A 15251-nucleotide genomic window follows, 5' to 3' on the forward strand; every position below is an offset into this window, starting at 1 on the left:
TGCATTCCTGCACCAGAATAGGGCATGCTGCGCAGCGAGCGCGGCATGACCCGTGCCTCACTCGACTTCAGGTTTCGGACCTAGCCTATGACCACCCAGCGAATCGGATTTCTTATCTGGCCCGGCACCAAGCCGCTGACCCTGGCCCTGGCCGAGGAAGTGCTGCAGGTGGCCCAGCGGGTGCATCCTGATGTGGTTTACGAGCTGGCGTACCTGCAGGCCGAGCCAGCCGAGGAGGGCGCCTGGCGCTTGCCGGGCGAGCCCTGGAACGGGCGCCTGGAGGGCTTCCAGAAGCTCCTGCTGCTTGCTGACGAGCCGCCGCTGGCGGTGGGTTCGGCGCTGTCGGCGGCGCTCAAGCACCTGGCCCGCAGTGGCTGCATGATCGGTGGTTTGTCGGCGGGCGTGTACCCGCTGGCCTTGCTGGGCCTGCTCGATGGTTACCGGGCCGCGGTGCACTGGCGCTGGCAGGACGACTTTGCGGAGCGTTTCCCCAAGGTCATCGCCACCAGTCATCTGTTCGACTGGGATCGCGATCGTCTGACCGCCTGTGGCGGCATGGCGGTGACCGACCTGCTGCTGGCGGTGCTGGCCCGTGACCATGGCGCGGAGCTGGCCGGGGCGGTGTCCGAGGAGCTGGTGGTCGAGCGCATTCGCGAAGGTGGTGAGCGTCAACGTATCCCGTTGCAGAATCGCCTGGGCTCCAGCCACCCCAAGCTGACCCAGGCCGTGCTGCTGATGGAGGCCAACATCGAGGAGCCGCTGACCACCGACGAGATCGCCCAGCATGTCTGTGTCTCGCGCCGGCAGTTGGAGCGGATCTTCAAGCAGTACCTCAATCGCGTGCCCAGCCAGTACTACCTGGAGCTGCGGTTGAACAAGGCGCGGCAGATGCTGATGCAGACCAGCAAGTCGATCATCCAGATCGGCTTGTCGTGCGGGTTCTCCTCCGGGCCGCATTTCTCAAGCGCCTACCGCAACTTCTTCGGCGCCACGCCGCGGGAAGACCGCAACCAGCGGCGCAGCAGCAGCCCGTTCGAGTTGAGTTCGGCGCCGGCCGAGCGCGGGTGAGGTCGGGGCGAGTCCGCTCCCATAGCTGCCCCGCTGATTCTGAGTTCGGCGGGGTAGCTGTGGGAGCGGGCTGATCCCGCGATAGGGCCGCCGCAGGCGCCTCCCTCTCCTGTGAACACCCGTTCTCTCAATTTCCCCGCCCCTCTCCCCGCCACCCCGCCCGCCCGTTACACTGCGCGATTGCGACACTGTTTGTCGCATTGCCGAAAACCCAGGTAAAACAGGGGTTGGCGCTGTAACAAGTTGTCGCCTGGCAGCAAGGACAGGCGCCGATCAGTCCTTACAATCCCCCCATCGCTCGCCACTTTCAGGCCAGCGTTCCTCTTCAGGAGACTCAGATGTCCGTTGAGCAAGCCCCGGTGCAACGTGCCGATTTCGACCAGGTCATGGTTCCCAACTACTCCCCGGCGGCCTTCATTCCTGTTCGAGGCGAGGGCTCCCGCGTCTGGGACCAGTCGGGCCGCGAGCTCATCGACTTCGCCGGCGGCATCGCGGTGAACGCCCTGGGTCATTGCCACCCGGCGCTGGTCAAGGCACTGACCGAACAGGCCAACACCCTGTGGCATGTGTCCAACGTCTTCACCAACGAGCCGGCCCTGCGCCTGGCCCACAAGCTGGTCGACGCCACCTTTGCCGACCGTGCCTTCTTCTGCAACTCCGGCGCCGAAGCCAACGAGGCCGCCTTCAAGCTCGCCCGGCGCGTCGCCCATGACCGCTTCGGCCCGGAAAAGCACGAAATCATCGCCACCGTGAACAGCTTCCACGGTCGCACCCTGTTCACCGTCAGCGTCGGTGGCCAGCCCAAGTACTCCGACGGTTTCGGGCCGAAGATCACCGGCATCAGCCATGTCCCGTACAACGACCTGGAAGCGCTGAAGGCACAGATCTCCGACAAGACCTGCGCCGTGGTGATCGAGCCGATCCAGGGCGAGAGCGGCGTGGTTCCGGCCGACAAGGCCTACCTGGAAGGCGCGCGCAAACTGTGCGACGAGCACAACGCCCTGCTGATCTTCGATGAAGTGCAGACCGGCGTCGGCCGTACCGGTTCGCTGTACGCCTACCAGCACTACGGCGTGACCCCGGATATCCTGACCAGCGCCAAGAGCCTGGGCGGCGGCTTCCCGATCGGTGCCATGCTGACCACCACCGAGCTGGCCAAGCACCTGGCCGTTGGCACCCACGGCACCACCTATGGCGGCAACCCGCTGGGCTGCGCCGTCGCCTGTGCGGTGCTGGACGTGATCAACACCCCTGAGACGCTGGCAGGCATCAAGACCAAGCACGCGCGTTTCAAGACCCGCCTGGAAAAGATCGGCCAGGACACCGGTCTGTTCACCCAGGTGCGTGGCGTCGGCCTGCTGATCGGCTGTGTGCTGAGCGAGGCCTGGAAGGGCAAAGCCAAGGACATCCTCAATGCCGCCGAGAAAGAAGGCGTGATGGTGCTGCAGGCCGGTCCTGACGTCGTGCGCTTCGCGCCGAGCCTGGTGGTCGAGGACGCTGATATCGATGAGGGCCTGAGCCGCTTCGAGCGCGCTGTGGCCAAGCTGACCCAGGGCTGATCGCCCTGCGGTCCCATCGCCGGGGCGGCTCGTACTGCGCCGGCGATACCTGAATTCCAGTGCGGGTGCCTGCTTGTGCAAGCAAGGGTGTGCCCGCCGTTCTTCCGTGCCGACCGGGTCGGCCCGTATTCCAAAGGAGTGACACCATGCTGGTGATGCGCCCCGCGCAAATGGCGGATCTGAATGAAGTGCAGCGCATGGCTGCCGACAGCCCCATTGGTGTCACCTCGCTGCCCGATGACGCGGGCCGCCTGGGCGACAAGATCGCCGCCTCGGAAACCTCCTTCGCTGCCGAGGTGAGCTTCAACGGAGAGGAGAGCTATTTCTTCGTGCTTGAAGACAGCACCTCCGGCAAGCTCGCCGGCTGTTCGGCCATCGTCGCCTCGGCCGGCTATTCCGAGCCGTTCTACAGCTTTCGCAACGAAACCTTCGTGCACGCCTCGCGCGAGCTGAAGATCCACAACAAGATCCATGTCCTGTCGCTGTGCCACGACCTGACCGGCAACAGCCTGCTGACCAGCTTCTACGTATTGCCCGAACTGGTGAACAGCGGCTGGGCCGAGCTCAATTCGCGCGGTCGCCTGCTGTTCATGGCCTCGCATCCCGAGCGTTTTGCCGACTCGGTGGTGACCGAGATCGTCGGCTACAGCGACGATCAGGGCGAGTCGCCGTTCTGGGACGCCATCGGGCGCAACTTCTTCGACCTCAACTACGCCGACGCCGAGCGCCTGTGCGGGCTGAAGAGCCGGACCTTCCTCGCCGAGCTGATGCCGCACTACCCGATCTATGTGCCCCTGCTGCACGACGAAGCCCAGGAAGCCATGGGCCAGGTGCACCCGCGCGCGCAGATCACCTTCGACATCCTGATGCGCGAGGGCTTCGAGACCGAGCACTACATCGACATCTTCGACGGTGGTCCGACCCTGCATGCCCGCACCTCGGCGATCCGCTCGATTGCCCAGAGCCGCGTGGCGCCGGTCAGGCTTGACGATACGCCAGTCAAAGGCGGCCGCCCCTACCTGGTGTGCAACGGCCAGTTGCAGGACTACCGCGCCGTGCTGCTGGAGCTGGACTGGGTGCCGGGCAAGCCGGTGGCACTGAGCAATGAAGCTGCCGACGCCCTGGGCGTCGGTGAAGGTGGCAGCGTCCGTCTGGTTGCCGCCTGAGCCTGCGCGAAGCTGGCAAGCGCGATTCGCGGCAGGCAGAGGCCGCCGCACAAGGAGATAGCATGATCGTTCGTCCTGTACGCAGCAGCGATTTACCTGCGCTGATCGAATTGGCCCGCAGCACCGGTACCACCGGGCTGACCACGCTTCCTGCCAACGAGGAGCGACTGGCCCGCCGTGTCGGCTGGGCCGAGAAGAGCTTCAGTGGCGAAGCCGAGCGCGGCGACACCGACTACCTGTTCGTGCTGGAGAACGACGAAGGCCTGGTGGTCGGCATCAGCGCCATCGCCGGCGCCGTCGGTTTGCGCGAGCCTTGGTACAACTATCGGGTCGGTCTGACGGTCAGCGCTTCGCAAGAGCTGAACATCTACCGCGAGATCCCGACCCTGTTCCTGGCCAACGACCTGACCGGCAACTCCGAGCTGTGCTCGCTGTTCCTGCGCAGTGACTACCGCAGCGGGCGCAATGGGCACCTGCTGTCGAAGTCGCGCATGCTGTTCATCGCTGAATTCCCTGACCTGTTCGGCAAGAAGATCATCGCCGAGATGCGTGGCATGTCCGACGCTGCCGGTCGTTCGCCGTTCTGGGAAAGCCTGGGCCGTCACTTCTTCAAGATGGAATTCAGCCAGGCCGACTACCTCACCGGCGTGGGCAACAAGTCGTTCATTGCCGAGCTGATGCCCAAGTTCCCGCTGTACACCTGCTTCCTGTCGGAGGCTGCGCGCAGTGTCATCGGGCGTGTGCACACCGACACCGAGCCTGCGCTGGCGATGCTCAAGCGCGAGGGCTTCAACTATCAAGGCTACGTCGACATCTTCGATGCCGGCCCGGCGATCGAATGCGAGACCGCGAAGATCCGCGCCGTGCGCGAGAGTGAGACCCTGGTACTGGCGGTCGGTACGCCGGGTGACGACGCCACGCCTTACATCATCCACAACCGCAAGCGCGAAGACTGCCGCATCACCGCAGCGCCCGCGCGCCTGGCGGCCGGGACATTGGTCGTCGATCCGCAGACTGCCAAGCGCCTGCGCCTGGGCGTTGGCGATAACGTTCGCGCCGTGCCGCTGACTGCACCTCGGGAGGCCCAATAATGACCACGCATTACATCGCCGGAAACTGGCAGGCCGGCCAGGGTGACGCCCTGCAATCGCTTGACCCGGTCAGCCAGGCCGTGGTCTGGCAAGGGCAGGGCGCGGCGCCTGCTCAGGTCGACGCTGCTGTGCAGGCGGCGCGCAAGGCCTTCCCGGCCTGGGCGCAACTGAGCCTGGAGGCGCGCATCGCCGTACTAGAAGGCTTTGCCGACCAGCTCAAGGCCAACGCCGAGGAACTGGCCCGCTGCATCGGTGAGGAAACCGGCAAGCCCTTGTGGGAGTCGGCCACCGAAGTCACCAGCATGGTCAACAAAGTGGCGATCTCGGTGCAGAGCTACCGCGAGCGCACCGGTGAGAAGAGCGGCCCGCTGGCGGACGCGACCGCCGTGCTGCGCCACAAGCCGCATGGTGTGGTGGCAGTGTTCGGCCCATACAACTTCCCCGGCCACCTGCCTAACGGTCATATCGTGCCGGCATTGCTGGCGGGCAACTGCGTGGTGTTCAAGCCCAGCGAACTGACCCCCAAGGTCGCCGAGCTGACGGTCAAGTGCTGGATCGCCGCCGGATTGCCGAGCGGTGTGCTCAACCTGGTGCAGGGCGCGCGCGAAACCGGCGTGGCGCTGGCGGCCAACCCGGGTATCGATGGGCTGTTCTTCACCGGCTCCAGCCGCACCGGCAACCTGCTGCACCAGCAGTTCGCCGGTCGCCCGGACAAGATCCTGGCGCTGGAAATGGGCGGCAACAATCCGCTGGTGGTCGATGAGGTCAAAGACCTGGACGCCGCGGTCTACACCATCATCCAGTCAGCGTTCATTTCGGCCGGGCAGCGATGCACCTGTGCCCGCCGCCTGCTGGTGCCGCACGGCGCCTGGGGTGACAAGCTGCTTGCGCGCCTGGTCGAGGTCAGTCGCAGCATCAGTGTCGGCGCCTTCGATCAGCAACCAGCGCCGTTCATGGGTTCGGTGATTTCGCTGCAGGCTGCCGCTGCCTTGCTGGCGGCGCAATCCGAACTGCAGGCCAAGGGCGCGCAGGCGCTGCTGGAAATGACCCAGCCAAAGGCCGGTGCGGCCTTGTTGACGCCGGGCATCCTCGATGTGACGGCAGTTGCCGACCGGCCCGACGAAGAGTTCTTCGGCCCACTGCTGCAGGTGATTCGCTACAGCGACTTCGACGCCGCGATCGATGAGGCCAATAACACCCAGTACGGCCTGGCAGCCGGGCTGCTGTCCGACTCGCGCGCCCGTTACCAGTACTTCTGGCTGCGCAGCCGCGCCGGTATCGTCAACTGGAACAAGCAACTCACCGGCGCCGCCAGCAGCGCACCGTTCGGTGGCGTGGGGGCCAGCGGCAACCATCGGGCCAGTGCCTATTACGCGGCGGACTACTGCGCCTATCCTGTGGCTTCGCTGGAGACCGCCAGCCTTGCCCTGCCGGCGACCCTGACGCCGGGCGTCACCCTATAACAACAGGTCTCGGAGCTAGCCGATGAAATCCTATGAAGTGAATTTTGATGGCCTGGTGGGGCCAACCCACAACTACGGCGGCCTCTCGTACGGCAACGTGGCCTCGCAGAGCAATAGCCAGCAGTGCTCCAATCCGCGAGAAGCGGCGCGCCAGGGCCTGGCGAAAATGAAAGCCCTGATGGAGATGGGCTTCAAGCAAGGCGTGCTGGCCCCGCAGGAACGACCGGATGTGGCTGCCCTGCGCCGCCTGGGCTTCACCGGCAGCGACGGCGAAGTGATCCGTCGCGCCGCCAAGGAGGCCATGCCACTGCTGGTCGCCAGTTGCTCGGCCTCGAGCATGTGGGTGGCCAACGCCGCCACCGTCAGCCCCAGCGCCGACACGGCAGACGGCCGGGTGCATTTCACTGCAGCCAACCTCAACTGCAAGTACCACCGCAGCATCGAACACCCGACCACCAGCCGTGTGCTGGCGGCGATGTTCGCTGACGAGCAGCATTTCGCCCATCATGAGGCGCTGCCGGCGGTGGCCCAGTTCGGCGACGAGGGTGCGGCCAACCATACGCGTTTCTGCCGTGCGTACGGCGAGTCGGGCGTGGAGTTCTTCGTCTATGGCCGCAGCGCCTTCGATGCGCGCTACCCGGCGCCACAGAAGTATCCGGCGCGCCAGACCCTCGAGGCCTCCCAGGCTGTAGCCCGGTTGCATGGCCTGGGCGAGCAGGGCGTGGTCTACGCTCAACAGAATCCGGCGGTGATCGACCAGGGTGTGTTCCATAACGACGTGATTTCGGTAGGCAACGGCGAGGTGCTGTTCTACCACGAGGACGCCTTCCTCGAGACCGACACGGTGCTTGGCCAGCTGCAAGCTAAACTGGCTGCAAAGGGCGGCAACTTCCAGGCCATCCGCGTGCCGCGTTCGGCCGTGACGGTGGAAGACGCAGTGCGTTCGTACCTGTTCAACAGCCAGTTGCTGTCGCGTGACGACGGCTCCATGCTGCTGGTGGTGCCTGAAGAGTGCCGCAACAACGAGCGGGTGTGGAGTTACCTGAACCAGCTGACCGGCCAGCAGGGCGTGGTGAAGGAGGTCAAGGTGTTCGACCTCAAGCAGAGCATGCAGAACGGCGGTGGCCCTGCCTGCCTGCGCTTGCGCGTGGCCCTGAAGGAAACGGAACTGGCGGCGGTCAACCAAGGCGTTATCATGACCGCCCCGCTGTACGACACCTTGGTGCAGTGGGTCGACAAGCACTACCGCGACCGCCTGGGCGAAGCTGACCTTGCCGACCCGCAGTTGCTGGACGAATGCCGTACGGCACTGGATGAGTTGACCCAGATCCTGAAGTTGGGTTCGGTCTATCCGTTCCAACGCCAACCTTGATAGAGAGAATTGCAATGTCCGACGCCCTGCGCCTGATCCTGGAAGATGAAGACGGCACCCAGCTGGAAACCTCCTGCACCCGCTTTGCGGTGGTCTGGCAAGGCAAGGAGGTCTGGATTCAGCAGGATGGCTGCGGTCAACTGCTGATCGGTGTCGATGTCGAGGAAGGCGATACCGAGTACGCCAACCTGCTGCTGCGCCCGATGGCCACCAACCTGGTCAGCCTGCAACTGGAGATGGAGCCTGCCGAGGTCGGCGAAGACGACGATCACGTGCACGGTCCGGACTGCGGTCACCACCACTAAGGAAATACCCTATGCTCGCCCTCGGCAAACTGCTTGAGCTGACCCTGACCGATCACGAACCGGCCGAGAAGACCCAAGTGACCCCCAAGGGCGTGCGTTTGCGCTGGTTGGGGGAGGGCGCGCTGGAAGTGCGTCCGGCCGAGAGCGAGGATTGTGGGCTCGACCTGTTGTTGTCGGCCGGCATCCATGGCAACGAGACCGCGCCGATCGAGTTGCTCGAGCGGCTACTGCATGGTGTGGCCAACGGCAAGATCAAGCCGCGTGCCCGGGTGTTGTTCCTGTTCGGCAATCCAGCGGCGATACGCAAGGGCGAGCGCTTCATCGAGCAGGACATCAATCGCCTGTTCAACGGTCGGCATGAGCTTTCCAGTGGTTTCGAGGCGCTGCGCGCCGCGGAACTCGAACAGTTTGCCCGGGTGTTTTTCAGCAAGCCCGAGCGCACTCGCCTGCATTACGACCTGCACACGGCCATTCGTGGTTCGAAGATCGAGCAGTTCGCCCTGTACCCGTTCAAGGAAGGGCGCAAGCACTCACGGCGCGAGCTGGCGCGCCTGGCGGCCGCCGGCATGGAAGCTGTGCTGCTGCAGAGCAAGTCGTCGATCACCTTCAGCGCCTTTACCTATGAGCAGCTCGACGCCGAAGCCTTCACCCTGGAGTTGGGCAAGGCCCGTCCGTTCGGGCAGAACGAGCAGGTCAACCTCGACAAGCTCGAGACGCGCCTGGTGCAGTTGATCGAGCATACCGAACCTGAGACCGAGCAGAGCCTCGATGGCCTGAAGCTCTTCAGTGTCGCCCGGGAAATCATCAAGCACAGCGACAGCTTCCACCTGCACCTGCCGGCGGATATCGAGAACTTTTCCGAGCTGAGCAAGGGCTATCTGCTGGCCGAGGACCTGGCCGAAACACGTTGGATCGTGGAAGAGGAGGGGGCACGTATCATTTTCCCCAACCCAAAGGTCAGGAACGGTTTGCGGGCAGGGATCCTGATCGTGCCGGATTCCGGGCAGCGCCTGGGATAGGTGTTCAGGGGTAGGTCAGTCTCGGTGCTAGGCCCAGTTCGTGTCGCAAGGCATTTTCGTTGAACGGCGCAGGATTGGTGTCGGTGTCAGGGGTCCTTGGGTCGTCGTCGAAATCGAACAAGGAACCTGGGTTCTCTAGTCCGACAGCCAAGCGTTCGATGTTGTCGTTTACGCTTCCGGTCGCGAAGTTCCAGACGTGACAGAGCTCATGGTAGAGCATCACCAGCGAGGGTGCATCGAGCCTGGAGGCTAGCGGGTTGTAGCCGACTTCGCAGTTCAGGATGCGGTCGCCTCGTGCGCCGTTTCGGATTGTCGGGTCCCCTTGGGCAGGATCAAATCGAGCATAAGCATTGTCCATCGCTGATGTCGGCGTAATGACGACTTTCACCTTGTGCGCCACCAACTGTTCCAGAAGCACCGAGGCACTCGGGCTGGCCCGTAGCATCACCAGTTGGCGCCTGACTTTGTCGGTGTACGCGGGATCACCCTGGATATCGAAGGTTTCGAGGTATTCCGCTGGTAGCTCTGCAGCGTATGCCTCGTAGAGCAGTGGTGCGTTGAAACCCTCCTCGACGAGAATGCTGGTGGCGTTGCCGTAGAGTCGATCGTCCAGTGGCCCTGTTGACAGGCGATTATGTCCGGCGAAGGCCTCGATGGTCGCATTGCCCGCGTTGACCCTGATGACATCGTCGCCAGCGCCAGCATACAGCGTGCTGTGGGCGGCGGCGCTGTGCAGGGCGTCGTTGCCCTTGCCGCCATCGATTTCCGCTTGCCGGACCCCCTCTACCACGATGTGGTCATCGCCTGCCCCGGCATCAATGAGCACCGAGCCGGCATTCAGGGGCTGGCCGTCAGGAGGCAATTGGCCCTCGATCCGGATGCTGTCGTTGCCATCGCCGGTCTCTATCACGATGCGGCTGTCGAGGGTGGATTCGACAAATACGTTGTCGTCACCGGCGCCGGTGCGGATATGCAGCATCTCTGTTTTTGCCAGTGCCAGCGTATAGCGGGCGCCTTCGATGCGCAGCACGATGCCTTCGGGGCTTGGATGAACCGACAGTTCGGTGTCTGGGGCCAGTGCTTCGATCAGCAGCGTGTGGTCATGGCGACTGATCGCCAGTGGGCCGCTTCTGTATGGCAGTCGTTGTGTCAGCACAAGGCCGGAAGGGGTGTGGATCTTCAGGTCTTCGGGCGCCATGGGCGTCTCCTTTCATGGGGGAGATTGCATTCTGGCGTTGGTTCGGTGGTTCCAGTGGTACTCATGTACCGCCTGAATAATCAGCATGAGAAGGCGGATGAAGGGGATTTAATTTGCCGCCTATTCCCTTTTCCCTTCCTCTGGGCGGTAATTGGCTTGTCAGTGACGAAAGCCGCGATTTAGCATCCGCTCATGTCGTTTTTGCCCGTTCGCAACGGAAAAACTGTCCGATTGCCGGTTTCCATCGCATAAACACACTGCACCTCGATTGCAGGACCGATATAATGCGGCCCTTTGCCGTCGTTTCGTCGATCCGACGCGTTAGCCCAAACGGCCGCCGTTTCCGTGGAAGAACCTATGAAAAGCGCAGAAATCCGTGAAGCCTTCCTTCGCTTCTTCGAAGAGCAGGGACATACCCGAGTCGCCTCCAGTTCGCTGATCCCGAACAACGACCCAACCCTGCTGTTCACCAACGCAGGCATGAACCAGTTCAAGGACTGCTTCCTGGGTGCCGAAAAGCGTGCCTACACCCGCGCTGTCAGCAGCCAGAAGTGCGTGCGCGCCGGTGGCAAGCACAACGACCTGGAAAACGTCGGCTACACCGCGCGTCACCACACCTTTTTCGAAATGCTGGGCAACTTCAGCTTCGGTGACTACTTCAAGCGCGACGCGATCACCTTCGCCTGGACCTTCCTGACCTCCGACAAGTGGCTGAACCTGCCCAAGGAAAAGCTCTGGGTCACCGTCTACGCCACCGACGACGAAGCCTACGACATCTGGACCAAGGAAGTCGGCGTGCCGGCCGAGCGCATGGTGCGCATCGGTGACAACAAGGGTGCTCCGTACGCTTCCGACAACTTCTGGACCATGGGCGATACCGGTCCTTGCGGTCCGTGCACCGAGATATTCTACGACCACGGCGCCGACATCTGGGGTGGCCCGCCCGGCTCGCCGGAAGAAGACGGCGACCGCTACATCGAGATCTGGAACAACGTCTTCATGCAGTTCAATCGCACTGCCGACGGCGTCCTGCACCCGCTGCCCGCCCCGTCGGTGGACACCGGCATGGGCCTTGAGCGCATCAGTGCGGTCATGCAGCACGTGCACTCGAACTACGAGATCGATCTGTTCCAGAGCCTGCTCGACGCCGCGGCCCAGGCCATCGGTTGCCGCAACGAAGAGCAGTCGTCGCTGAAAGTGGTCGCCGACCACATCCGTTCCTGCGGCTTCCTGATCGCCGACGGCGTACTGCCGTCCAATGAAGGCCGTGGCTATGTGCTGCGCCGCATCATTCGCCGCGCCTGCCGCCACGGCAACAAACTTGGTGCCAAGGGCAGCTTCTTCCACAAGGTCGTGGCTGCACTGGTCAACGAGATGGGTGAAGCCTTCCCCGAGCTCAAGAACCAGCAGGCGCACATCGAGCGCGTACTCAAGACCGAGGAAGAACAGTTCGCCAAGACCCTCGAGCAGGGCCTGCGCATCCTCGAGCAGGACCTGTCGCAGCTGCAGGGCAAGGTCGTGCCGGGCGACGTGGTGTTCAAGCTGTACGACACCTACGGCTTCCCCATGGACCTGACTGCCGACATCGCCCGCGAGCGTGAGCTGACCATCGACGAAGCCGGCTTCGAGCGCGAGATGGACGCCCAGCGCGAGCGCGCCCGCTCGGCCAGCGCCTTCGGCATGGACTACAACAGCCTGGTCAAGGTCGATACCGCCACCGATTTCCTCGGGTACAGCACCACCGAAGGCCAGGGCAAGATCATCGCCCTGTACAAGGATGGCCAGTCGGTCGATCAGCTGGGCGAAGGCGAGGAGGGCGTGGTCGTCCTGGATCGCACGCCGTTCTATGCCGAATCTGGCGGTCAGGTCGGTGACAGCGGCTACCTGCAGGCTGGGGCTGCGCGCTTCGACGTGCGCGACACCACCAAGACCGGCGGTGCCTTCCTGCACCACGGCGTGGTCGCCAGCGGCGCGCTGCTGATTGGTGCCCCGGTCGAGGCTCGCGTGGATGCCGACGTGCAGCACGCCACCTCGCTGAACCACTCCGCCACCCACCTGCTGCACGCTGCACTGCGTGAAGTGCTGGGCGAGCACGTCCAGCAGAAGGGCTCGCTGGTCGACAGCCAACGCCTGCGTTTCGACTTCAGCCACTTCGAGGCGGTGACGCCTGCGCAGATCAAGGCCCTGGAAGACATCGTCAACCGCGAAGTGCGTAAGAACTCCGCGGTCGAAACCATCGAGACCGATATCGAGACCGCCAAGCGCAAGGGCGCCATGGCGCTGTTCGGTGAGAAATACGGCGACACCGTGCGTGTGCTGAGCATGGGCGGCGACTTCTCGGTCGAGCTGTGCGGGGGTATTCATGCCAAGCGCACCGGCGATATCAGCCTGTTCAAGATTATCAGTGAAGGTGGCGTAGCCTCCGGTGTGCGTCGTATCGAGGCGATCACCGGTGCTGCGGCGCTGGCCTACCTGAACGCTGCCGAGGAGCAGGTCAAGGAAGCTGCGCAACTGGTCAAGGGTAACCGCGACAACCTGATCGACAAGCTGTCGGCTGTGCTCGAGCGCAACCGTCAGCTGGAGAAGCAGCTCGAACAGCTGCAGGCCAAGGCCGCCAGCGCCGCAGGGGACGATCTCTCCAGTGCGGCCGTTGAGGTCAAGGGTGCCAAGGTGCTTGCCGCTCGCCTGGATGGGCAGGATGGCAAGGCGCTGCTGGCGCTCGTCGATCAGTTGAAGAACAAGCTCGGCCATGCAGTGATCCTGCTGGGCAGCGAGCATGAGGGCAAGGTCGTGCTGGTGGCCGGCGTGACCAAGGACCTCTCCAGCCAACTCAAGGCTGGTGACCTGATGAAACAGGCCGCTGCGGCGGTTGGCGGCAAGGGCGGTGGTCGTCCGGACATGGCCCAGGGTGGCGGCGTCGACGTCGCTGCACTGGATCAGGCCCTGGCACTGGCCGTGCCGTTCGCCGAGCAGGGGCTTTGAGATGACGCGCCCCGTAGTCTTGTTGCGGGGCGCGTCAGGAAGGATTGTTTACTGGGTGCCCTTCGTGGGCTGAGGCACTTTGAAATGGCGTTGATCGTACAGAAATTTGGCGGCACCTCCGTCGGCTCCATCGAGCGGATCGAGCAGGTGGCCGACAAGGTCAAGAAACACCGCGAGGCGGGCGATGACCTGGTGGTTGTGCTGTCGGCCATGAGCGGGGAAACCAACCGCCTGATCGACCTGGCCAAGCAGGTCTCCGATCAGCTGGTTCCGCGTGAACTGGACGTTATCGTGTCGACCGGCGAGCAGGTGACCATCGCGCTGCTGGCCATGGCGCTGATCAAGCGTGGCGTGCCGGCGGTGTCCTACACCGGCAACCAGGTGCGCATCCTGACCGACAGCGCGCACAACAAGGCGCGCATCCTGCAGATCGATGACCAGAAGATCCGCGCCGACCTCAAGGCTGGCACCGTGGTCGTGGTCGCAGGTTTCCAGGGTGTCGACGAGCACGGCAACATCACCACCCTCGGGCGTGGTGGCTCCGACACTACCGGTGTTGCCCTGGCGGCAGCGCTGGGTGCCGACGAGTGCCAGATCTACACCGACGTCGACGGCGTCTATACCACCGATCCACGCGTGGTGCCGCAGGCCCGTCGCCTGGAGAAGATCACCTTTGAAGAGATGCTGGAAATGGCCAGCCTCGGTTCCAAGGTGCTGCAGATCCGTTCGGTGGAGTTCGCCGGCAAGTACAACGTTCCGCTGCGCGTGCTGCACAGCTTCAAGGAGGGTCCGGGTACCCTCATTACCATCGATGAAGAGGAATCCATGGAACAGCCGATCATTTCCGGTATCGCCTTCAACCGTGATGAGGCCAAGCTGACCATTCGCGGCGTGCCGGACACCCCGGGCGTTGCTTTCAAGATCCTCGGCCCGATCAGCGCCGCGAACATCGAAGTGGACATGATCGTGCAGAACGTCTCGCACGATAACACCACCGACTTCACCTTCACCGTGCACCGCAACGAGTACGAGAAGGCTCTGAGCGTGCTGGAGAACACCGCGCGCGAAATCGGTGCCCGTGAAGTGATCGGCGATACCAAGATCGCCAAGGTGTCGATCGTCGGCGTCGGCATGCGCTCCCATGCGGGCGTGGCCAGCCGTATGTTCGAGGCCCTGGCCAAGGAGAGCATCAACATCCAGATGATCTCCACCTCCGAGATCAAGGTGTCGGTGGTGATCGAAGAGAAGTACCTGGAGCTGGCCGTACGCGCGCTGCATACCGCGTTCGAGCTCGATGCGCCTGCTCGACAGAGCGAGTGACGCATTGCCCTGGGGGGGGCGCGGCTCTGGCCGCGCCCTTCGCGTTTCTGGCGGTCATGCAGGTTACTGTCCTTTCCTGCCTGACCGCCGATAAAGAGGGCTGGGCCTTCGTCCCGAGCTGCCCTCTGTTTCCAACAGACTGTTGTCCCTGAATGAACTGCGTGAGGAGAAAGCTATGTTGATTCTGACTCGTCGGTGCGCCGAGAGCCTGATCATTGGTGATGGTGAGATCACCGTGACGGTCCTGGGTGTCAAAGGCAACCAGGTACGAATCGGTGTGAGTGCCCCTAAGGAAGTGGCTGTTCACCGCGAGGAAATCTACCTGCGGATCAAGAAAGAGAAGGACGAAGAACCAACCCTTTAATTTTTTTGAAGTTTTTTTCAAAAAAGGGTTTGCAAACGGGGAAGGGTCTGGTTAATATACGCCCCGTGTTGCGGTGAGGTGGCCGAGTGGCCGAAGGCGCTCCCCTGCTAAGGGAGTATACCTCATAAGGGTATCGGGGGTTCGAATCCCCCCTTCACCGCCATTCTTCGTGTAGGGCGCTGTAATCGGTCAAAACGCTTAAGTCGTTGAAATTAAACGAAAAAGTACTTGGCAAAACGATTTGGCGAACTATAATGCGCGGCAAGACACGGACTCATAGCTCAGCTGGATAGAGTACTCGGCTACGAACCGAGCGGTCGGAGGTTCGAATCCTCCTGAGTCCG

At 63.2% G+C, this 15251-nt stretch carries 12 protein-coding genes and 2 tRNA genes; 13 read left to right on the forward strand and 1 reads right to left on the reverse strand.

All coding sequences use genetic code 11. The features are described 5' to 3' along the window. Nucleotides 1-87 precede the first annotated feature (87 nt). The 8 genes from argR (at nt 88) to astE (ending at nt 9043) form a co-directional block, all read left to right on the forward strand. Nucleotides 88-1068: a transcriptional regulator ArgR gene (gene argR, locus HU748_RS02790; RefSeq protein ID WP_186666482.1), complete on the forward strand. Its 981-nt coding sequence runs from the start codon at nt 88-90 to the stop codon at nt 1066-1068. Nucleotides 1069-1406: 338 nt separating this feature from the next. Then, on the forward strand, nt 1407-2627 hold the full coding sequence (locus HU748_RS02795; RefSeq protein ID WP_186666480.1) for an aspartate aminotransferase family protein: 1221 nt from the start codon (nt 1407-1409) through the stop codon (nt 2625-2627). Between the two features lie 146 nt (nt 2628-2773). Further along, nucleotides 2774-3793, forward strand: a complete 1020-nt coding sequence (gene aruF / locus HU748_RS02800; RefSeq protein WP_186666478.1) for an arginine/ornithine succinyltransferase subunit alpha — start codon at nt 2774-2776, stop codon at nt 3791-3793. A gap of 62 nt (nt 3794-3855) precedes the next feature. Further along, a complete protein-coding gene (gene astA / locus HU748_RS02805; RefSeq protein ID WP_186666477.1) occupies nt 3856-4884 on the forward strand; it encodes an arginine N-succinyltransferase in 1029 nt (342 codons plus the stop codon). Next, entirely contained in the window at nt 4881-6347 is a 1467-nt protein-coding gene (gene astD, locus HU748_RS02810) for a succinylglutamate-semialdehyde dehydrogenase (RefSeq protein WP_186719111.1), read from the forward strand. The genes astA and astD overlap by 4 nt, the downstream gene beginning before the upstream one ends. Nucleotides 6348-6369: 22 nt before the next feature. Further along, nucleotides 6370-7719: an N-succinylarginine dihydrolase gene (gene astB / locus HU748_RS02815; RefSeq protein WP_186666475.1), complete on the forward strand. Its 1350-nt coding sequence runs from the start codon at nt 6370-6372 to the stop codon at nt 7717-7719. 14 nt (nt 7720-7733) lie between these two features. Next, nucleotides 7734-8024, forward strand: a complete 291-nt coding sequence (locus HU748_RS02820; protein ID WP_186719092.1) for a topoisomerase II — start codon at nt 7734-7736, stop codon at nt 8022-8024. A gap of 11 nt (nt 8025-8035) precedes the next feature. Continuing rightward, nucleotides 8036-9043, forward strand: a complete 1008-nt coding sequence (gene astE, locus HU748_RS02825) for a succinylglutamate desuccinylase (RefSeq protein WP_186666472.1) — start codon at nt 8036-8038, stop codon at nt 9041-9043. A gap of 4 nt (nt 9044-9047) precedes the next feature. On the opposite strand, the gene HU748_RS02830 is transcribed toward astE, so the two are convergent. Beyond that, on the reverse strand, nt 9048-10241 hold the full coding sequence (locus tag HU748_RS02830; protein WP_186719094.1) for a M91 family zinc metallopeptidase: 1194 nt from the start codon (nt 10239-10241) through the stop codon (nt 9048-9050). A 357-nt stretch (nt 10242-10598) separates the two neighbouring features. Here HU748_RS02830 and alaS point away from each other — a divergent pair, with 357 nt between their 5' ends. The 5 genes from alaS (at nt 10599) to HU748_RS02855 (ending at nt 15251) form a co-directional block, all read left to right on the forward strand. Next, nucleotides 10599-13223: an alanine--tRNA ligase gene (gene alaS / locus HU748_RS02835; protein ID WP_186666470.1), complete on the forward strand. Its 2625-nt coding sequence runs from the start codon at nt 10599-10601 to the stop codon at nt 13221-13223. 84 nt (nt 13224-13307) lie between these two features. Continuing rightward, complete coding sequence (locus HU748_RS02840; protein WP_054891921.1) at nt 13308-14543, forward strand: aspartate kinase; 1236 nt, start codon at nt 13308-13310, stop codon at nt 14541-14543. A gap of 175 nt (nt 14544-14718) precedes the next feature. Further along, complete coding sequence (csrA, locus tag HU748_RS02845; RefSeq protein ID WP_043209419.1) at nt 14719-14907, forward strand: carbon storage regulator CsrA; 189 nt, start codon at nt 14719-14721, stop codon at nt 14905-14907. Between the two features lie 72 nt (nt 14908-14979). Beyond that, a tRNA-Ser gene (locus HU748_RS02850) sits at nt 14980-15070 on the forward strand. Between the two features lie 107 nt (nt 15071-15177). Continuing rightward, a tRNA-Arg gene (locus HU748_RS02855) sits at nt 15178-15251 on the forward strand.

The organism is Pseudomonas sp. RW3S2 (genome assembly GCF_014268955.1).
Lineage (GTDB): Bacteria > Pseudomonadota > Gammaproteobacteria > Pseudomonadales > Pseudomonadaceae > Aquipseudomonas > Aquipseudomonas wayambapalatensis.

Excerpts from the sequence above, each read along its gene's own strand:
- argR (WP_186666482.1), top strand. The coding sequence starts at position 88 with ATGACCACCCAGCGAATCGGATTTCTTATCTGGCCCGGCACCAAGCCG.
- HU748_RS02795 (WP_186666480.1), top strand. The coding sequence starts at position 1,407 with ATGTCCGTTGAGCAAGCCCCGGTGCAACGTGCCGATTTCGACCAGGTC.
- aruF (WP_186666478.1), top strand. The coding sequence starts at position 2,774 with ATGCTGGTGATGCGCCCCGCGCAAATGGCGGATCTGAATGAAGTGCAG.
- astA (WP_186666477.1), top strand. The coding sequence starts at position 3,856 with ATGATCGTTCGTCCTGTACGCAGCAGCGATTTACCTGCGCTGATCGAA.
- astB (WP_186666475.1), top strand. The coding sequence starts at position 6,370 with ATGAAATCCTATGAAGTGAATTTTGATGGCCTGGTGGGGCCAACCCAC.
- HU748_RS02820 (WP_186719092.1), top strand. The coding sequence starts at position 7,734 with ATGTCCGACGCCCTGCGCCTGATCCTGGAAGATGAAGACGGCACCCAG.
- astE (WP_186666472.1), top strand. The coding sequence starts at position 8,036 with ATGCTCGCCCTCGGCAAACTGCTTGAGCTGACCCTGACCGATCACGAA.
- HU748_RS02830 (WP_186719094.1), bottom strand. The coding sequence starts at position 10,241 with ATGGCGCCCGAAGACCTGAAGATCCACACCCCTTCCGGCCTTGTGCTG.
- alaS (WP_186666470.1), top strand. The coding sequence starts at position 10,599 with ATGAAAAGCGCAGAAATCCGTGAAGCCTTCCTTCGCTTCTTCGAAGAG.
- HU748_RS02840 (WP_054891921.1), top strand. The coding sequence starts at position 13,308 with ATGGCGTTGATCGTACAGAAATTTGGCGGCACCTCCGTCGGCTCCATC.
- csrA (WP_043209419.1), top strand. The coding sequence starts at position 14,719 with ATGTTGATTCTGACTCGTCGGTGCGCCGAGAGCCTGATCATTGGTGAT.